A 20537-nucleotide genomic window follows, 5' to 3' on the forward strand; every position below is an offset into this window, starting at 1 on the left:
GTTTGCCGCCGCACGGTGGCGGACCCAATGAAAAATATCAGCCAGCACTTGGCGTCGGACATCGTGGCGTCGCCTGGCACGCCATCTGCTCGTACAACGCATGCCGCACTCGACATTCGATACTGTATGGGTGTACAGTATTCGGTGCGCCCACCGCGGGCGCGCTTATGGCAGCGCGTGTATGCTGTCAGCGGAACCCCCGACCCGTGGGGTGTCGGTATGCCCCGGGTCTTCCGTTATTTGCTTTCACACTGCTTTGGATCGTCTTCCGTGTCTTCGAACGAAGTTTCCCGCCGTGCCCGCCGCCCCGCGACCGATGTGACTGAACCGACCGGCCAAGCCTCCGGTGCGCGTCAGCTCATCCGGATTCGTGGTGCGCGCCAACATAATCTGAAGAATCTCGATGTGGACTTGCATCCGGGGCAGATGACCGTGGTGACGGGGCCGTCGGGGTCCGGTAAATCGAGCCTGGTGTTCGATACGCTCTACGCCGAAGGTCAGCGGCGTTACGTCGAGACGTTCAGCGCCTACGCACGACAGTTCCTCGATCGCATGGATCGGCCGCAAGTCGACCGGGTGGACGGCGTGCCGCCGGCGATCGCGATCGACCAGACGAACCCGGTGCGCAGCTCGCGTTCGACCGTCGGTACGATGACCGAGTTGAACGATCACTTGAAGCTGTTCTTCGCGCGGGCCGCGACGCTGTTCGATCGGCAGACCGCCAATGGGGTGGCGCATGACACACCCGAGACGATCTACGCGGAGTTGTTGCGGCGTACACGCGACGACGACCCGCGCGTCGCAATTACCTTTCCGGTGCAATTGCCCGACAGCGTGACCGATGAGGAAGTGGCGCAGTGGCTGTCCGCGAGCGGGCACACGCGTGTCCAGGCGCGCCGACGCGTGCAGACCGAGAGCGGGCCGCGGCAATTGCTCGACGTCGTGGCCGACCGTTTCCGCGTGCAGGGGGCCGAGCGGGTGCGTGTGATGGAAGCGATCGAGGCAGGGCTGACGCGCGGGGGCGGACGGCTCGACGTCTATCTGCTCGACGCGCCGGCTACTGCGGACGCGGCACCCGTGGGCGGCACAAGCACAAGCGCGAACGTCGCCGTTGCCGTGTCCACAAATGCGGCCGACAGCGAGCCGTCGGCGCCGCATTGGCGTTTCTCGACCGGGCTGCATTGTCCGGAAAGCGATATCCGCTATGCGGAACCGCAGCCCGCTTTGTTCTCGTTCAATTCCGCGTATGGGGCGTGCGAAGCGTGTCGCGGTTTCGGGCGCGTGATCGGTATCGACCTGGGCCTGGTGATTCCCGACGGCCGCAAGTCCCTGCGCGATGGCGCGGTGAAGACCTTGCAGACGCCGGCATGGAAGGAAGGGCAGGACGATCTGATCAAGTACGCGAAGGCGGAAGGCATTCGCGTCGACGTGCCCTGGACGGATCTGACGCAGCAGGAACGCGATTGGGTCGTCGAAGGTTCGCCGCTCTGGAAGGGTAAATGGAATGCGCAGTGGTATGGCGTCCGTCGTTTCTTCGATTATTTGGAGTCGAAGGCGTACAAGATGCATATCCGCGTGCTGCTGTCGAAATATCGCAGCTACACCACCTGTCCGACCTGCGCCGGAGCCCGGCTCAAGACCGAGTCGCTGCTGTGGCGTCTCGGGACCAAGGAACAGGCCGATGCCGTGCTGGCGCCCGAGAAGCGCTTCATGCCGAATGGCGTCGCGTGGTCGCGGACGCAACTGGAGGCCTTGCCCGGTCTGACGCTGCATGATTTGATGTTGATGCCGATCGATCGGATTCGGCGCTTTTTCGACACCCTAACGCTGCCATCGGTGCTGCTCGACGATGCGCTGAAGCTATTGCACGATGAAGTGCGTACGCGTCTGCGTTATCTCGGCGATGTCGGTATCGGCTATCTGACGCTGGATCGTCAGAGCCGGACGCTGTCCGGCGGCGAGGTGCAACGGATCAATCTGACGACGGCCTTGGGCACGTCGCTGGTGAATACATTATTCGTACTGGACGAGCCCAGCATCGGTTTGCATCCGCGCGATCTCGGACGCATCGTCGAGGCGATGCATCGCCTGCGCGACGCCGGCAATACGCTGGTTGTCGTCGAGCATGATCCGCTCGTGATGCTGGCCGCGGACCGGCTGATCGATATGGGCCCGGGACCCGGCGAGCGCGGTGGTCAGATCGTCTTCGATGGTCCGCCCTCGACGATCGATGCGGTCTCGGACAGCGATGAAACGCTGACGTCGGCCTATCTGTCCGGGCGTCGCCAAGTGGCGGCGTCGGCGCAATGGGTGCGACGTCCGGTGGATGACAAGACGCCGCGTCTGGTCTTGGAAGGCGCGACCGAGCATAACCTCCGCGATGTAACGGTATCGATTCCGCTGCGGCGCCTAGTCTGCGTGACCGGTGTCTCAGGCTCGGGCAAGTCGACGCTGATTCAGGACGTTCTGGCGCCGGCGCTGTCCCGGCATTTCGGCAAGGCGACGGAGACGCCGGGCGCCTTCCGTGCCTTGCTGGGCGCCGATCAGCTCAACGATGTGACCTTCGTCGATCAGTCGCCGATCGGGCGCACCGCGCGCTCGAATCCAGCGAGCTATGTCGGTGCCTTCGACGAGATTCGTAAGCTGTTTGCAAAAGCGCCGCTGGCGGCGCAACGCGCTTACGGCCCCGGCATGTTCAGCTTTAACTCCGGGGACGGGCGGTGTCCGACCTGCGGCGGATCGGGCTTCGAGCACGTCGAAATGCAATTCCTCAGCGACGTCTATCTGCGTTGTCCGGACTGCGATGGTCGCCGCTACCGCGACGAAATCCTCGAAGTGCAGATCGAGCGGACCGACGCCTCCGGGACAGTGCGTGCGCTCAGCATCGCCGACGTGCTCGACCTGACGGTCAACGAGGCGGTGACGTGTTTCGCCGACGACAAGGCGGTGTTGCGCGTGCTGCAGCCGATCGTCGATGTCGGGCTCGATTACGTCAAGCTAGGTCAGCCGGTCCCGACGCTGTCGGGCGGCGAAGCGCAGCGGCTGAAGCTGGCGGGCTTCCTGGCCGAAGCGGAAACGACCGACCAATTGCATCGTCTGTTCATGTTCGACGAGCCCACCACGGGCCTGCATTTCGACGATATCGCGAAGTTGATGCGGGCGATGCGCCGACTTTTGGAGCGTGGTCATTCCCTGCTGGTCATCGAACATAATCTCGATGTGATCCAGTCCGCCGACTGGATTATCGATCTGGGTCCCGAGGGTGGGGACGCTGGCGGCTTGCTGGTGTGCGAAGGGACGCCCGATGCGGTCAGTCAGGTGTCGGCATCGCATACAGGCCGCGCGCTGCGCGAGTATGCGCTGGCATTGACGACATCGTCGGTGGCGCAGGCCGCGCGCGCGGCGACGATGCGTACGGCGAATGCGGAAGACGAGGCGGCACGTGATCGCGGGGAGTCCGAGGGACGGCCTTTGCAACATGCGGCGGCGGTCATCGCGGCACGAAAGGCGTTGCAGGGCGAGAACGTCGTGCGCATCGTCAATGCGCGCGAACACAATCTGAAGGGCCTCGACGTCGATATTCCGCACGGCAAATTCAATGTCATTACCGGCGTGTCCGGTTCGGGCAAGTCGACGCTGGCCTTCGATATCCTGTTCCACGAAGGGCAGCGGCGCTATCTGGAGTCCCTGAACGCCTATGCACGATCGATCGTGCAGCCGGCCGGACGTCCCGAAGTCGATGCCGTGTACGGCATTCCGCCGACGGTGGCGATCGAACAACGCTTATCGCGAGGTGGCCGCAAGAGTACGGTCGCGACGACCTCGGAGGTCTGGCACTTCCTACGCCTGCTCTATGTGAAGCTGGGGATTCAGCATTGCATTCACGACGGCACGCCGGTCAGTGCCCAACGCCCCGAGGCGATCGTGGCGCAGATCGTGCGCGACTTCAAGGGCGTGCATGTCGGACTGCTCGCACCCTTGGTCGTCAATCGCAAAGGGATCTACACCGATTTGGCGAAATGGGCGAAAGCGCGTGGCTATACCCATCTGCGCGTCGATCGCGAGTTCGTTCCGGTCGATCCCTGGCCGAAGCTGGACCGTTTCAAGGAACACACGATCGAACTGCCGGTAGGCGATCTGGTCGTGACGCCGGAAAACGAAGCGGCATTGCGCACGCTGCTCGCGCAGGCGCTGGAGCTTGGCAAGGGTGTCATGCATCTGCTGGCGCCGCTCGACGGCCTTGGCGATGCGCTGACAAAGGGCAAGCGCACGCGCCAGATCGGCGAGTCGCGGGTATTTTCGACGAAGCGCGCGTGCGCGGTGTGCGGTACCAGTTATCCGGAACTCGACCCCCGCATGTTCTCGTACAACAGCAAGCATGGCTGGTGTGCGACCTGCGTCGGCACCGGCGTGACGTTGACGCGGGAGCAGCGGGCCGTCTATGACGACACGATCCTGGCAGAGGACCAACGCGGCCGAGAACAAGGCATTGCACAGGCACAGGCGGAGCCGGACGATGTCGTCGACGAGCCGTGCGAGAGTTGCGAAGGCACCCGGCTGAATCCGGTGGCCCGCGCCGTCGTCTTCGGTGGCGAACCCATCACCGAAGTGGGCCGTTGGACCGTTGCGGACACGCGTGCCTGGATTGGCGCCTTGCAGTTGCGCGGGCGCGATGCCGATATCGGTCGCGATGTGATCAGCGAAATCGATAGCCGTCTGCGCTTTCTCGAAGAAGTCGGGCTCGGTTACCTCAGTCTCGACCGCGCGGCGCCGACCTTGTCCGGTGGCGAGGCGCAACGTATTCGTCTGGCCGCGCAATTGGGCAGCAATCTGCAGGGCGTCTGCTACGTTCTGGATGAACCGACGATCGGTCTGCATCCGCGCGACAACCAGATTCTGCTGAACGCGCTGAAGCAACTGAACGAGAAGGGCAATACCCTGGTCGTCGTCGAGCACGACGAAGATACGATCCGTCGTGCCGACCATATCATCGATATCGGCCCGGGCGCGGGCAAGCGCGGGGGAACCGTGGTCGCGCAGGGCACCGTGGAAGATCTGGCACGCGCGCCCGACTCCTTAACCGGCCAGTTCCTGGCGCATCCGATTCCGCATCCGCTGCGGGAGCGTCGTGAGGTGGTGCCGGCAAAGGGCGAGATGCCGGCCGTGCCGGCGGATTGGCTGACGATCGAGGGCGCGTCGCTGCATAACCTACGCGATGTCAGTGTGTCCTTACCCTTATCGCGTCTGGTGGCGATCACCGGGGTCAGCGGTTCCGGGAAATCGACATTGGCGCGAGACGTGCTGATGACGAATATGCTCGATGTGATCGGTCGCTCGGTGCTGTCGTCGCCGGCCGAGCGCCGCGCGCGCAAGAAGGCGGAAGCCGAAGGCGCGAGCGGGGCGAAGGGCGTGGCACGAAAGGCGAAGGCTACGCCGGGCGGTGCCGGAACGGGCCGCGATGCCGCGCAAGCCGCGGCCTCCGATGCACGCGCCTTGGCTGCCACGCATGTTGCGCATACCTGGCACGGATGCCGAAATATCACCGGATGGGGCAATATCGATCGCGTGTTGGAGGTCGACCAGACCCCGATCGGCAAGACCCCCCGGTCTTGCCCGGCGACGTATATCGGCATGTGGGACACGATTCGCCGTCTGTTCGCCGATACCTTGGAAGCGCGTGCGCGGGGCTACACGCCCTCGCGGTTCTCGTTCAATACCGGTGACGGCCGTTGCCCGGCCTGTGAGGGGCAGGGCGTGCGTACGATCGCCATGAGCTTCCTGCCCGATGTGAAAGTGCCGTGCGATGTCTGTCATGGTCAGCGCTTCAATGCGGAAACCTTGACGGTGACGTGGCGCGGCAAACATATCGGCGAGGTGTTGACGATGGAGATCGACGAAGCGGTCGACTTCTTCGGCTCGATGCCGAGCATTGCCCATCCCTTGCAGTTGATGAAGGACGTCGGACTCGGTTATCTGACATTGGGCCAGCCGTCACCGACGCTATCGGGCGGCGAAGCGCAGCGGATCAAGCTCGTCACGGAACTGAGCAAGGTGCGCGACGATATCGGGCGCCGTGGGCAGAAGGCGCCCCACACGCTCTACGTGCTGGACGAGCCGACGGTGGGTCTGCATATGGCCGACGTCGCGCGGCTGATTCATGTGCTGCATCGGCTCGTCGATGGCGGACATAGCGTCGTCGTCATCGAGCACGATCTCGATGTGATCGCCGAGAGCGACTGGATCGTCGATCTGGGTCCGGAAGGGGGAAGTCAAGGCGGGCAGATCGTCGCCTCGACGGACCCGGTGTCGCTGACGCGGGAACGTCGCAGTCATACCGGTGCGGCATTGAAGCCGGTCTTGGCGCGCGGCGCCCGATAAGGCGAGGCGTGGTCATTTCGGCCACTGCGGCCGAGCCCCTGACCTCAGTCGTTCAGTGGGTCAGTCGTCGAACGCGATTTCCGTGTCGGCGAGCATGCCGCAGGCCATATGCTGCCCCGTCCCGCCGATGGCGATCGCATTGATACCGAAGGTGACGCCGTCTACCCGGCTATCCATCCGATAGGTCGTCAGCGTATCGAGCGGCTCGTGGGGCCAGGCTTCGTCCGGGCGGCCGGTATGCTGATCGAATGTCGGAATCGGACAACGCGCGCAGGGTTTGACGAACTTGAGCGTGATGGTCGTATCGCCGGCACCGTTCGCGTCGGTCGGGTCCCATCTCAGCGTCAATGCGCTGACGTAATCTTCTTCGAACGCCGCCAGATCGTCCAACACGATATTGGCGCGAAAACGGTCCATCGGTATCGGCGGAGCGCCTTTGGCCTGCAGCCGCGCATTCAGATCGTCGAGCGAGGCTTGGTTCGTCACCAGAAACGGGAAGCCGTCGGCGAATGTGAACGGTGCATCGACGCCATCGGTCCATTCGGCGCTGGCCAGACGCATTACCGCGGGATCGAAATGCACCACGCGGACGGCACAGCCGAGCAAGGTCGAGAACCAATGCGCCGCGGCGTCCCCCGCATCGCACGCGGAGAAGGTGTCACGCCAGACCGAGACCTCGCGCCGGACATCAGCCCCCGCCGATGGACCGACGTCTCCCAAATCAAGGTCGGACGCACTGGGTGTTTTTTGCGTATCGCGTGTAAAAGGCAGCAGCAGCGGCGTCGCGCAGACAGCGCGGATCGCGTCGGCGCGTCCTCCGGCCGCTGGACCGCGCGCACTGCTTGCCTGCCGCGAGAGGACCGCTTCGTAGGCTGCCTTATCCCATTCCACCACGATGCCATCGGCGACGAATCGCGGCACGACCCAGGCCAATGCCGGATGCGTACGTTGCGAAATAAAGGTGCCAGCTTCCGTGCCCTCCGCATGGACAACCATCCATTCGCGATCGTGTGCAAGGCCGTAAGGCGTCAACAGGGCGCTGTCCACCGCAATGCCACGGCAGGATTTGATCGGATAAACATGCAGCGAAAGGAGGCGGGCCATCGGGTCTCTGTGGGGTCTGAGGTGCGGCATCGCGTGCCGTCGTTTGCCATAGTTTACCGCGCACCTCGACCGTTGCCGCATAAAAAAACGCAGGCGGTCCGGATAGACCTCCTGCGCTCGATCGGTGCGATCAGGGAAAATCGCCGCTGCGCGCCGCGCCAAATCACTGCGCTGCTAGCGCGTCAGGCCATGGCGCGATTCTCTCTGCCGCGATTCCCGTTGCTACGATATTACTGACCCGACGGCTGCGTCGGCAGACCTTGCGACTTACGCTCGGCGTTTTGCAGGTTCGACGGGTACTTCGGATCGTTCGAAGCCGGGTTGTAGCCGTTCTTTTCCAGCGTGTTCAATTCCGCATTCTTCGCCGTGCGGTGTGCCTTGCGAGCCGCCTTGTGCTGTGCGTGACGTTGCGCGCGCGTACCGCTGGCGTGCATTGCCGGAGCCGCATTGCCAGCGCTCGGCGACGTGTACGGCGTCGTATTCGTCGGCGTGTTCGAGCCTTGTGCGTCGGCGGCGTTAGCGATCGAGGCGGTCCCGAACATCGCAGCGACGCAGGCGAGGGCGCCCAGCGTGCGGAGCGTGGCGGACTTGGTGGCGTTACGGCGTTGCGATTGCGACATGGTGAGGCTCCTTGTTCTTTATTGGATAGGGTCCGACTTGCTGTCAATCAGCAAACAGTGTGCCAGGAATTCCTTTCGCCTGCGCTTAAGCATGCTTACGGCAGGCGTTCGCGCAAACCGGGCGATCAGGATCGATGCTTTCGCAGGTCGCCGGCGTCCCCATTTTCGGGACGCCAGGCGAGCCGATCAGATGCCGATCGGCGTTTCCGAAAGGCGCCGCTCCATTTCGGCTTCCATCTTCAAGCCGTCGAGGTTGCGCTTGACCAGCGCCATGGCGCGCGGCTCACCGTCCTTGAAGTAGGTCATCGACCAATCCTTATCCGCCAGGCTGCCTTGTTCGATGACGTGATCCCAGGCATCGATGTGACCGACGTACCCCAGGCTGACGTCGTATTGCATCGACCAGAAGAAAGGCACCTGACGGAACGGATGGGCGTCGCCGAGAATGGCCCGTGCGACCGCTTGCCCCTGCCGTTCCGCAAGCACCCAGTGTTCGATGCGGTGCGGTACACCGTCCCAGGGATCCGGCCAGCGCGCGACGTCGCCGGCGGCATAGATGCCCGGAATATTGGTGCGCAGCTGGGCGTCGACCAGAATGCCGTCGTCGACGTGGATGCCGGTGGCTTCCGCGAGTGCCGTACGGGGCGCCACGCCGATGCCGACGAGCACCAAATCCGCATCGAGGTGGCTGCCGTCATCGAGGCCGACCCTGTCGTGCGAGATCGACGCCGCCGTGGTGCCGACATGGAAGCGGACCCCATGCGATTCATGCAGCTTACGTAGCTGTGCGCTGACGGATTCGCCGAGCAGCTTTTCCATCGGCAGCGGCGCGGGCGAGACGATATCCACTTCGAGCCCCCGCTTGCGCAGGCTCGCCGCCGCCTCGAGACCGATAAAGCTCGCCCCGACGATCACCGCGCGCTTCGCGGTCTGACTGGCTTCCGCCAGCCGTCGTGCATCGTCCAGCGTACGCAGCGTGTGAACATGCGGCAGGTCCGCACCGGGCACCGTCAGCCGCTTTGGTTCGGCACCGGTCGCGAGCAGCAGCGCGTCGTAAGGCCAGGTGCGTCGATCCGACGATGTCACCGTCCGTGCAGTTGGATCGATGGCACTGACGTTGACGCGCGTTTCGACGACGATACGCTGAGCGGCGAAGTCCTCGCGGGTGTGTAAAATCGCATCGTCCGCCTGCGAGGCGCCGTTCAGAACGGCTTTGGAACAGGCGGGGCGGTCATAGGGCAGGTCGGCATCGGCGCTGAGTAGCGTGATGCTGCCGCGATGACCCTCCGCACGCAGCATCGTGGCGGCCGCATGGCCGGCGCCGCCGCCGCCAATGATGACGACGCGTTGATCGAACGGGCTCTTGCCCGATTCCTCGGTTGCCTCAGATGCTGGCGGCGCCGCCAGCGCATCGGGCTGCAGGCCTGTTGCCGCTGCCGCGTCCATCGCGGCGTCGGCTGCGTGTGTTGCTTGCGCATGCAAGGTGATGGGCACCTGCGGAAGCTGGCGCTCGCCGGCGATAAAGCGCTCGCCGTCACGGGTGACGTGCCAACTCGGGATGTCGTCCAGCGCCGGCGCACCGACGGCGGCACCGTTGTTCACGCAGAAGCGCGCATGGTGGAAAGGGCAATGCACCTCGTTGCCCTCGACCAGCCCTTTTTCCAGCGGCAAACCGTAGTGGCTGCATTTCGCGCCAATGAAGTGAATCGCGTCGCCGCGGCGCACTGCCAGCGCTGCCGTCCCGTCGATATGGCCGGGCAACATCTGGCCGTCGTCCAGGGCCGAGAGTCGAATGCCGTTCTTGAAATCCGGTCCTTGATCCTGTTGATCCTTTTGCTCGCTCATTGTCTATTCCTCGTCGATCGCTGTTGTCGTCTGTGGGGAGTGCGATGCGCGCCGCGCCATGTCAAACGGTCGTGCGGCAGGTATTCCTTACCGGTTTGACCGTGAATGGCGTCGGATTGTGCGTGCTCAACGTTTCGCAATGGTTGTGCCCGAGACGTCCGGCGGCCGCTTCTCGAACGGCCGCGTCGCACAGGCATCTCTTCAGCACATCGAAGCACCGGCGAATCAATGGCGGGGAAGACGCCGGCGATTTTTCCCTGATAAATCAAGGTGAGGGGATGTTAAGTCCGCGCGTCGGAGGCAGCCGAGACGGCGGCGATACGCGCGATTCGTCGCGTGTGCGAAAGAATTTTCGGGGCGGTGACATCAAGACGGCACGCTAATTGCTCATGCCTAGTCAAACGTCAACAAGAGGAGAAGTAAAGATGCTTCGTTATGCCGTCATTTTCTTTATCATCGCCATCATTGCGGCTGTGTTCGGTTTCGGCGGTATCGCCGCAGGGGCCGCTTCGATCGCGAAGATCCTGTTCTACATCTTCGTCGTCGTGTTCCTGGTGACGTTGGTGATGGGTCTCTTCAACCGATAGAGCACCCACGACGCACCCTGGCCGGAGACACGGCGGCGCCCGCACCGCGGGCGGACCAATAACACACGATAAGAACGCCGAAAAAAAGCGGCGGCCAACAGGAAAGTCCTGATGGCCGCCGCTTTTTTTACATCCGATCAGGCGTGTTGCGTCTCGGGAAGTGCCACGTCCATGCCGTGATGGCGAAGGAGGGCATCGATCGACGGTTCGCGACCGCGGAAAGCCTTGAACGAACTCATGGCCGCGCGGCTGCCGCCGACCGACAGGATTTCTTCCAAGTAGCGCCGACCGGTCACCGGGTCGACCACCGAGCCGGTGGCGCTCGCGGCTTCCTCAAACGCCGAGTAGGCATCGGCGGACAACACCTCCGCCCATTTATAGCTGTAGTAACCGGCCGCATAGCCGCCGGCAAAAACGTGGCTGAAGCTGTTCGGCCAGCGTGATACCGGCGATTGCTCGACGACGTGATAGTGAGCGTTGATCTGGCGCGCCAAGTCGTTCACGGTTTCGCTGCCCGCCGGATCGAAGTCGGTGTGGATGCGCATGTCGAACATCGAGAACACGACTTGCCGCAGCGTGCCGAGTCCGCTCTGGAAATTCTTCGCGGCGATCATCTTGTCGAACAGCGTGCGCGGCAAGTGCTCGCCACTGTCCACGTGCGCGCTCAGCGTCTGCAGGACATCCCATTCCCAGCAGAAGTTTTCCATAAACTGCGACGGCAACTCGACGGCATCCCATTCGACGCCATTGATGCCGGACACCGCAGGTTCCTCGATCTGCGTCAGCATGTGATGCAGACCATGGCCACATTCGTGGAACAAGGTGACGACATCGTCGTGCGTCAGCAGCGCCGGCTTGTCGCCCACCGGTGGCGAAAAGTTGCAGACCAGATAAGCGACCGGCGTCTGCGTGGTCCCATCGGCGCGGCGCTTGCGCGAGCGGGCGTCGTCCATCCAGGCACCGCCGCGCTTGCCTTCACGGGCATACAGGTCGAGATAGAACTGCGCGACCAGGCGCGGCGCGCCTTCGTCCAGCGTCTCCACACGGAAGAAACGGACATCGGAGTGCCATACCGGCGCCTCATCCGGGCGGATGCGCACGCTGAACAGCTTTTCGATCAGACCGAACAGGCCGGTCAGAACGGTGTTCTCCGGGAAGTATTGCTTGACCTCGTTTTCGGAGAAAGCGTATTGCTGCTGACGCAGTTTTTCCGAAACATAGGTGGCATCCCACGGGGCCAGATCGTCGATGCCGACGTGTTCACGCGCGAACGTCTGCAGCGCCGACCAATCGGCCTGCGCATACGGACGCGCACGCTTGGCGATATCGTCGAGGAAGGCGATGACTTGCGTCGGCGTGTCCGCCATCTTCGGCGTCAGCGAGACTTCGGCGAAGTTCGCCAGGCCGAGCATATGCGCTTCCTCGGCCCGCAAGGCCAACTGCTCGCGCATATTGTCGGTGTTGTCCCATTCGTCCTTGCCCTGCCCGAATTCCGGGCCCAGATCCGACGCACGCGTCACATAGGCGCGATACAAGGTTTCGCGCAAGGCGCGATTGTCGGCGTACTGGATGACCGGGAAGTACGACGGGAAGTGCAGCGTGAATTTCCACGCGTCTGCACCGTTGGACAGCTTCTCCGCGTCGGGATCGCGCGCCGCCGCTTGCCGGGCCGCATCGATGGCGTCCTGCGGCAGGCCCGCGAGTTCGGCGGCGTCATGCACCCAGTGCGCAAACGTGTTGGTCGCGTCGAGGACGTGATCGGAGAACTGCTTGGAGAGGCTGGCTTGGCGTTCCTGCAGCGCGGCAAAGCGGGGCTTCCGGTCTTCGGGCAGTTCAGCGCCGGAGAGACGGAAATCGCGCAGCGAGTCGTCCAGCACCTTGCGACGGATCGGCGTCAGGCTTGCGCCCTCGGCGGCGTCGATGGCCTTGTACTTTTCAAACAAGGCCAGATTCTGTCCGACGCTCGCATAGAACTCCGTGATGCGCGGCAGGTTTTCCGCGTGGGCGGCCCGCAATGCCGGGGTATCGGCGACGGAGCTCAGATGCCCGACGACGCTCCAGGCGCGACCGAGGGGCTCGGTACCGGCTTGCAAGCTGTCGATGACATTGGCCCAGGTCGCGGCCGTTTCCGGCGCGATCGCCTGGTCCACCGCGATACGGGCTTGCTCCAGCAATACGTCGATCGCCGGGCTGACATGCTCCGGGCGGATATCGGCGAAGCGGGGGAGGCCGGCGGTGCGGCCCAGTTCGATCAGCGGGTTTTGCTGGCCCGAGTCGGGCTGTGCCGCGTCGGCGGAAGCCGTCGGCGTGGTCGAGGGGGTAGAGGCCATTTCCTTCTCCTTTCAGCGGTACCGCTGTGTGTCCGCGCGCATCGTCTGCCGCGAACGGTGATCGGCTGACCGGTGCGTCAGAACGTGCCGTGCGTGCGTTCCGCCGCTTCGATCGTATTCACCAGCAACATCGTGATCGTCATCGGACCGACGCCACCGGGCACCGGCGTGATGTGGCCCGCGATCGGGCTGAGCCCGGCGAAATCCACGTCGCCGCACAATTTGCCGGCGTCGTCGCGGTTCATGCCCACATCGATGACGGTCGCGCCCGGCTTGATCATATCGGCCGTCAGTACGTTGCGGCGGCCGGTCGCGGCCACGATGATATCGGCGCGCTTCGTGTGCGCGGCGAGATCGCGAGTCTTGCTATGACAGATGGTGACGGTTGCGCCGGCTTCAAGGAGCATCATCGCCATTGGCTTGCCGACGATGTTCGAGCGGCCGATGACGACCGCTTCCGCGCCCGCCAGCGGGATGCCGTAGGCCTCGAACATTTTCATGACGCCGTAAGGCGTGCAGGGGCGGAACAGCGGCATGCCGGTCATCAGCGCGCCGGCATTGGCGACGTGGAAACCGTCGACATCCTTCTCGGGGGCGATCGCCTCGATGACCTTATGGCTGTCGATATGGGCAGGCAGCGGCAACTGGACAAGGATGCCGTCGATGGCGGGATCCTGATTCAGTTCGTCGATCAGAGCCAGCAGCGCGGTTTCCGAGAGGTCGGCCGGCTGCGTGATCTTGCGAGAATAGACGCCATACTCCTCGCAGGCCTTGACCTTGTTACGGACATAGACCTGGCTGGCCGGGTTTTCTCCCACCAGGACGACTGCGAGGCCCGGCTGGTGCCCAGCGGCGGTCAGGGTGGCGGCGCGCTTGGCGACATCGCCGCGGAGTTGCTTGGACAGGGCGTTGCCGTCGATCAGGGTGGCGGTCATGGGTCGTTACGGTCAGTCGAATAAAAGGCACGGCGCGGACGGCCCAAAGCGGATGAAGCCGCGCTGTTGCCAGCGCGGCTTCATCCGCTGAAGTGGGCCGACGTCATCGCCGACAGGAGTGGACGTCCGCACGCGAACGGGCGTTGGCGCCGCCGCGCAGGTGCGGCGAAAACGGCGTCACCCTGCGGCAAGCCGCACGGCGTGATAGGGCCTCATTATATATCGCCGCGCGGAGGATGCGTTCAGGGCTTGGCCGACAGCGCCAGACGCAGCAGGTCCGCGACCGTGTTGACGTTCAGCTTTTCCATGATGTTGGCGCGGTGCGCTTCCACGGTCTTGATGCTGATGCCGAGATCGTCCGCCATCTGCTTGTTCAGGCGGCCCGCGGTGATCCGTTCCAGAACCTGTTGCTCGCGCGCCGTCAGCTTCGATAGACGCTCCAGCGAATCCCGATGCTGCGCCGCATCGATGTTCATGCTGCGCGACCGTTCCAGCATCGCCTTGACGAGCGGCAGCAGTTCGGTCTCGTCGAACGGCTTCTCGATGAAATCGCTTGCACCTTTCTTCATCGTGGACACGGCCATGCTGACGTCGCCGTGGCCGGTAACGAAAATGATCGGCAGTTGCGGGTCCAGGTCCAGCAGTTTTTCCTGAAGTTCGAGGCCGCTCATGCCCTGCATCCGCACATCGAGGATCAGGCAGGCGACGTGACCGGGAGCGTAGGATTCCAGAAAGCGTTCGGCGCTGGCGAAGCACTGCACGCCGTAGCCGTTCGCTTCCAGCAACCATCGCAACGAGTCGCGGACTGCTTCGTCGTCATCGACGACAAATACCGTTTCGGCTTCATTCGGCTGGCTACTCATGATTCTCCCGTAGCGTTGTAGGGTTCAAAAAAGGATACGTGTCCGCCTGTTGGGTATCGCGAGCGCGCGCCGAGGCGATCGGCAGCGTGCAGTGAAACGTACATCCCGTGATCTTGCCATCCGACGCCAGGTTATTCTCCACCCAAAGTCGTCCTCGGTGGGATTCGATAATCGAGCGGCAAATATTCAAGCCCATCCCCATGCCATCGGATTTGGTGCTGTAAAACGGTTCGAACAGACGCTCCGCGGTGGCTTCGTCGACGCCGGGGCCGTGATCGATGACCGAAACGCGCACCATATCCGGATCATTGCTGGCCACCAGCTGAATCACATTATCCAAGGGGCCGACGGTGCTGCGCGGTGCGGTGTCGCGCATCTCGGACATCGCCTCGGCGGCATTTTTCAGCAGATTCACCAGCACCTGCTCGATCAGCACCGGATCGACCGAGATCGCCGGCAGGTTGCCGCGCATATCGGTCGAGATGCGGATGCCGCGGCGGCGCGTCTCGATTTCGGCCAGGCCGATCGCGTCCGCCACGATATCCCCGATGCGCACTTCCTTGCGTTTCGGTTCGCTGCGTTTGACGAATTCGCGAATGCGCTTGATGATCATCCCGGCACGGATCGCCTGCTGGGAGGTTTTCTCGAGGGCGCCGAGCAGCATCTCCGGCGATGCGCGGTTATTGCGCACCATGGCCGACGCCCCCGAGCAGTAATTGCTGATCGCGGCCAGCGGCTGATTCAACTCGTGCGCCAGCGACGAGGCCATTTCTCCCATCGTCGACAGGCGACTGGCAAATTGCAACTTTTCGTCCTGCTGGCGCGCGTTTTCCTCGGCGAGCTTGCGTGCGGTGATATCGGTCGCGATCTGCATCTGCGCCAGATGGCCGTCGACCCATTGAATGTACTGTCGTCTCACATCGAACCAGCGGTCGACGCTCTTGACGAAGACTTCTTGGGACACGGTGGCTTCGCGTGCGGGATCGTCGTTGTCACCACCGAAGGCGGCCGGCATGCCGGCATAGGTATCGATCATGTCGATCGAATCCGAGCCGCCTTCCTCGCTGCCCTCGCGTTCGAGCGCGTTCGCCAATTCCATATGGCCCTGCGGCCGCAAGCCGAAAATGTGGCGGTAATAGCGGTTTGCGTAGAGCAGTTGCGTCGCATCGGTCGCCAGCACGGAGACCGCCGCGTCCAGTCCTTCCAGCACCGTCGTAAAGCGTTGCTGGGCCGCCGTCAGTTCCTCGCGCACGCGGCGGGGCTCCGAGATATCGGTCATCGACGACATCCAGCCGGTCTGGCGGCCGCTGCCGTCGATCAGCGGCGAGACGTACATCCGGGCGTGGAAGGTCGATCCGTCCTTGCGCCGCACGCGCATCTCGAAGCCGCTCGACGGCGCTTTACCGCGTAGCGTCATGTCGATCTGACGACGCATCTCGGTGAAGGACTCGGGCGGCCAGTAGGCGTAAGGCGGCGCGGTGCCGACCAGATCCGACTCATCCCAGCCCGTCATCCGGCAAAAGGCCGGATTGACATAGAGGATCCGACCTTGCAGATCGAGCACGCGCATGCCGACCAGCACCGAGTTTTCCATCGCGCGGCGGAACGAGGCCTCGTCGTATAACTGTTGCTGCGCGACGAAACGTTGCCGCGTGTGCGTCCAGACATTCCACAGGCTCCACAGCACGAAGCACGAGAGGCCGGCGACCAGCCAGAGCAGACGGTTGTTCAACAGCGCGGCGCTGCCGTGCTGCCCATACGCATAAACGCGTACCGACAAGCCATTGCCTGGCGGGTCGAGTGCGAGATCCAGATAAGGATCACGCGCGAGCCGAGGGCGGGACGACGAACTCGCCAGCTCGCGATCATTGCTGTCCAGGATCGAAATCTTGAAGCGCGAGGACAATTCGGTCGGCAATTCGCGGTGCAACATGCCGTCGATCGAGAAGACCACGACGATGGCGCCAACGAAACTGCGATTGATGAAGATAGGCGTTTGCTGCGTCAGGTAGGCGCGGCCGGCCGCATCGAAAAACACCGGCGAATAGCCCACTCGGCGACTATCGCGCGCGTCGGCGAGCGCGCTGGCGAGCGGAGCGTCGAGCAGCGGCAGCAGGCGCGGCCGCTGCCAATCGGTCGATGCGCCGTTTGGCAGCGTTTTGTTTGTCGCGCCGGACACGGCGGAGGCGGCCAGGGCGGCGCCGCTTGCCGGTGCCGTCGCCTGAACGCGTGCGAGGGCGGCGGAGGGCGCCACGCCGCTGCTCGACGCCGGCACCGCGCCGACGCGCATGCGCCCAATCGGCGCTGCCGGGCCCTGCAACGCGGGGACCTTGGCGGCGCCTGCCGCGGTGGACGTCGCGCCGAGATTGTCCGATGCGCCAGCGCCAGCCGCTGGCGCCGGCATGGCGTCCCAGCGTACGTCGCCGGCCGGCGTCAGCCAGCGTAGGGCGACGATTTCCGGATGGCTGGACAGCATTTCCTGCGTCGGCGCATCGAGGGCGGCCGGCTCGGTGTGCCCGATCGCGATATCGCGGGCCAGCGCGCTCACCTGATCCTGTGTATTCGTCAGCGACAGGCGAAACTGCTGCTGGGCCCACGCGACGTTACGATAGAGCGTGTCTTCCTTCTGCTGTTCCTCCCGACGCGTCAAGGTCCAAAAAATGACCCCCATGACGAATAGAAAGACGAAGATCGACAGCAGCGGTGTATAGAGATAGGCGGTGGCGCGCCAGGACGTGCGGGCGCCACGCGGTTCCTGCGTCCCGCGCGGGAACGCGGAGCCATGCGAGCGGGAGAGAAGGCGAGCCAACAATCGTTTCGTCAACATGTACGGATTGTAGCCCAGGGCGGCCGCTTGGCGGGGTCGCATTAGGATCAGAACCGAGGGTCTTTCTAACGAAAAGAGCGAAAAATGCCAGCTTTGCCGGTTCGGGCCCTATGCGACAATCTGCTGCATTGCAAAAGTTTTTCATATTGTGAAACGCAATCTCGCAATTTGAAAATTGTCATTGCGCTGACTGCGGGGGCTTCGTACAATCGGCGCCGTTTGTCGGTATTTCGTGTGGGCGCGCGCGTCACGCGCATAGGCATGACCTATGCGGTTGAGCGCGCATGCCGCGTCGCCGGCAGCGTGCTCCGCCCACTCGGGCGGGACGCGATCTTGAGGAGACAGCCATGTCCGCAGTGCCAGAGGAAGTGATTAAATACGTCGCGGCCGAAAACGACGACGATCGTCAAGAGACCGGCGAATGGCTGGAGGCGCTGGAAGGCGTGCTCAAGGCCGCCGGTCCGGAACGCGCGCACTACCTGATCGAGAAGCAGATCGAATTCGCGCGGGTGCACGGTGAACACCTCCCGTTCTCCGCCAATACGCCGTATATCAATACGATTCCGGTGAGCCAGCAGGCGCCGATCCCGGGCGACCAGGACCTGGAACATCGTATCCGTTCGTACACCCGCTGGAATGCGCTGGCGATGGTGTTGCGTGCCGGCAAGGACACTAATGTGGGCGGGCATATCGCCTCGTTCTCGTCCGCCGCGACCCTGTACGACGTCGGCTTCAACCATTTCTGGCATGCGCCGTCGCCCGAGCATGGCGGTGACCTGATATTTTTCCAGGGCCACTCGTCGCCGGGTATGTACTCGCGCGCTTTCTTGTTGGGACGTTTGACCGAAGACCAACTGAACAACTTCCGTCAGGAAGTGGGCGGTAACGGTATCTCGTCCTATCCGCATCCGTGGTTGATGCCGGATTTCTGGCAATTCCCGACGGTGTCGATGGGTCTCGGTCCGATCATGGCGATCTACCAGGCGCGTTTCATGAAGTACATGGAAGCGCGTGGGATCGTCAAGACGGCCGGCCGTAAGGTCTGGGCCTTCCTGGGCGACGGTGAGACCGATGAGCCGGAATCGCTCGGTGCGATCGGCATGGCCGGGCGCGAAAAGCTGGACAACCTGGTTTTCGTCATCAACTGTAACCTGCAGCGCCTCGATGGTCCGGTGCGCGGTAACGGCAAGATCATCCAGGAACTCGAAAGCGAATTCCGCGGTGCCGGCTGGAACGTGATCAAGGTCGTCTGGGGTAGCCGTTGGGACGCGCTGTTCGCCCGCGACAAGACCGGTGCCTTGATGCGTCGGATGATGGAAGTCGTCGACGGCGAATATCAGACGTACAAGTCCGAGAGCGGCGCCTTCGTTCGCGAGCACTTCTTCAACACGCCGGAGCTGAAGGCGCTGGTGGCGGACTGGTCTGACGACGACATCTGGAATCTGAATCGCGGCGGTCACGATCCGCACAAGATTTACGCGGCCTATGACGCGGCGTCGAAGTCGAACAAGCAGCCGACGGTGATCCTCGCCAAGACGATCAAGGGCTATGGCATGGGCGAATCCGGCCAGGCCATGAACATCACCCACCAGCAGAAGAAGATGCCGGTGGAGGCGTTGAAGCGTTTCCGCGATCAATTCCGTCTGCCGATCAGCGACGAAGACATCGGCAATGTGCCGTATCTGAAGTTCGAGGAAGGCTCGCGCGAACTGGCGTATATGCAGCAACGCCGCGCCGACCTCGGCGGTTACCTGCCGGCGCGTCGTCGCAAGGCCGAATCGCTGCAGACGCCGGAGTTGACGGTGTTCGAGCCGTTGTTGAAGGGGACCGGCGCGGGCCGCGAGATCTCGACAACGATGGCCTTCGTGCGCGTGTTGAACATCCTGCTGAAGGACAAGACGCTCGGCAAGCGCGTCGTGCCAATCGTGCCGGACGAATCGCGTACCTTCGGCATGGAAGGCCTGTTCCGCCAGATCGGTATCTGGAATCAGGAAGGCCAGAAGTACGTGCCGGAAGACAGCGACCAGCTGATGTTCTACAAGGAATCGGAAACCGGCCAGATCCTGCAGGAAGGGATCAACGAAGCGGGCGGGATGAGCGACTGGATCGCGGCAGCCACGGCGTATTCGACGCATGGCGAGCAGATGATTCCGTTCTACATCTACTACTCGATGTTCGGCTTCCAGCGGATCGGCGATCTGGCCTGGGCTGCCGGCGATATGCGGGCGCGCGGCTTCCTGCTGGGCGGCACGGCCGGCCGGACGACGCTGAACGGCGAAGGCTTGCAGCACGAGGATGGTCACTCTCACATGTTCTCGGCGCACATCCCGAACTGCGTCAGCTACGATCCGACCTTCGGCTATGAAGTGGCCGTCGTGATCCAGGACGGGCTGCGCCGGATGGTGCAAAACCAGGAAGATGTGTATTACTACCTGACCTTGATGAACGAAAACTACGAGCATCCGGAAATTCCGGAAGGCGTGGCCGACGGCATCATCAAGGGGCTGTACGCGTTCCGCAAGGGCGGCGCCTCGAAGGGTCCGCGCGTCCAGTTGCTGGGTTGCGGCACGATCTTCAATGAAGTGATCGCCGCGGCGGCGCTGTTGAAGGAAGACTGGGGTGTCGAATCCGACCTGTGGAGCGCACCGAGCTTCACGGAGCTGGCGCGCGAAGGTCAGGCTGCCGAGCGTGAAAACATGCTGAACCCCACCGGCGAGCGTCGTGTGCCGTACGTGGAGCAACTGCTGGCGCCCACCGAAGGTCCGGTGATCGCGGCGTCCGACTACGTGCGCGCTTTCGCCGAGCAGATCCGCGCCTTCGTGCCGCGTCGCTATGCGGTGCTGGGTACGGACGGCTACGGTCGCTCGGATACCCGTGAAGCGCTGCGTCACTTCTTCGAAGTGGACCGCTACTGGGTCACGGTTGCCGCACTGAAAGCATTGGCCGATGAAGGCACGATCGAGCGCAGCAAGGTCGCCGAGGCGTTGAAGAAGTACAAGCTGGATCCGGCAAAGCCGAATCCGATGACGGTCTGAGGCGTCGGCGCGC

At 63.3% G+C, this 20537-nt stretch carries 10 protein-coding genes; 3 read left to right on the forward strand and 7 right to left on the reverse strand.

What is annotated here, in order from left to right:
- Positions 1 to 318: 318 nt before the first annotated feature.
- Positions 319 to 6378 carry an excinuclease ABC subunit UvrA gene (uvrA, locus tag ABEG21_RS07650; RefSeq protein WP_347556674.1) on the forward strand — a complete coding sequence of 2020 codons (6060 nt, stop codon included), beginning with the start codon at positions 319 to 321 and terminating at the stop codon, positions 6376 to 6378.
- Between the two features lie 60 nt (positions 6379 to 6438).
- On the opposite strand, the gene ABEG21_RS07655 is transcribed toward uvrA, so the two are convergent.
- The 3 genes from ABEG21_RS07655 to ABEG21_RS07665 form a co-directional block, all read right to left on the reverse strand.
- Positions 6439 to 7482, reverse strand: a complete 1044-nt coding sequence (locus tag ABEG21_RS07655) for an MOSC N-terminal beta barrel domain-containing protein (protein ID WP_347554071.1) — start codon at positions 7480 to 7482, stop codon at positions 6439 to 6441.
- 230 nt (positions 7483 to 7712) lie between these two features.
- Positions 7713 to 8102 (reverse strand): DUF4148 domain-containing protein, encoded by a 390-nt coding sequence (locus tag ABEG21_RS07660; RefSeq protein WP_347554072.1) that lies wholly within the window; start codon positions 8100 to 8102, stop codon positions 7713 to 7715.
- 186 nt (positions 8103 to 8288) lie between these two features.
- Complete coding sequence (locus ABEG21_RS07665; RefSeq protein WP_347554073.1) at positions 8289 to 9947, reverse strand: FAD-dependent oxidoreductase; 1659 nt, start codon at positions 9945 to 9947, stop codon at positions 8289 to 8291.
- 425 nt (positions 9948 to 10372) lie between these two features.
- Here ABEG21_RS07665 and ABEG21_RS07670 point away from each other — a divergent pair, with 425 nt between their 5' ends.
- On the forward strand, positions 10373 to 10534 hold the full coding sequence (locus ABEG21_RS07670) for a DUF1328 family protein (RefSeq protein ID WP_347554074.1): 162 nt from the start codon (positions 10373 to 10375) through the stop codon (positions 10532 to 10534).
- Positions 10535 to 10671: 137 nt separating this feature from the next.
- Here the strand turns inward: ABEG21_RS07670 and ABEG21_RS07675 are convergent, their stop codons facing one another.
- The 4 genes from ABEG21_RS07675 to ABEG21_RS07690 form a co-directional block, all read right to left on the reverse strand.
- Positions 10672 to 12864 carry a M3 family metallopeptidase gene (locus ABEG21_RS07675; protein WP_347554075.1) on the reverse strand — a complete coding sequence of 731 codons (2193 nt, stop codon included), beginning with the start codon at positions 12862 to 12864 and terminating at the stop codon, positions 10672 to 10674.
- Positions 12865 to 12941: 77 nt separating this feature from the next.
- Positions 12942 to 13799 (reverse strand): bifunctional methylenetetrahydrofolate dehydrogenase/methenyltetrahydrofolate cyclohydrolase FolD, encoded by an 858-nt coding sequence (folD, locus tag ABEG21_RS07680; protein WP_347554076.1) that lies wholly within the window; start codon positions 13797 to 13799, stop codon positions 12942 to 12944.
- 242 nt (positions 13800 to 14041) lie between these two features.
- On the reverse strand, positions 14042 to 14662 hold the full coding sequence (locus tag ABEG21_RS07685) for a response regulator transcription factor (protein ID WP_347554077.1): 621 nt from the start codon (positions 14660 to 14662) through the stop codon (positions 14042 to 14044).
- Positions 14655 to 17489 (reverse strand): PAS domain S-box protein, encoded by a 2835-nt coding sequence (locus tag ABEG21_RS07690; protein ID WP_347554078.1) that lies wholly within the window; start codon positions 17487 to 17489, stop codon positions 14655 to 14657. Before ABEG21_RS07690 ends, ABEG21_RS07685 begins: the two co-directional genes overlap by 8 nt.
- 347 nt (positions 17490 to 17836) lie before the next feature.
- Between ABEG21_RS07690 and aceE the strand changes: the two genes are divergently transcribed.
- Positions 17837 to 20524 carry a pyruvate dehydrogenase (acetyl-transferring), homodimeric type gene (aceE, locus tag ABEG21_RS07695; protein ID WP_347554079.1) on the forward strand — a complete coding sequence of 896 codons (2688 nt, stop codon included), beginning with the start codon at positions 17837 to 17839 and terminating at the stop codon, positions 20522 to 20524.
- Positions 20525 to 20537: the final 13 nt, after the last annotated feature.

Origin of the sequence: Robbsia sp. KACC 23696, assembly GCF_039852015.1 — a bacterium.
Lineage (GTDB): Bacteria > Pseudomonadota > Gammaproteobacteria > Burkholderiales > Burkholderiaceae > Robbsia.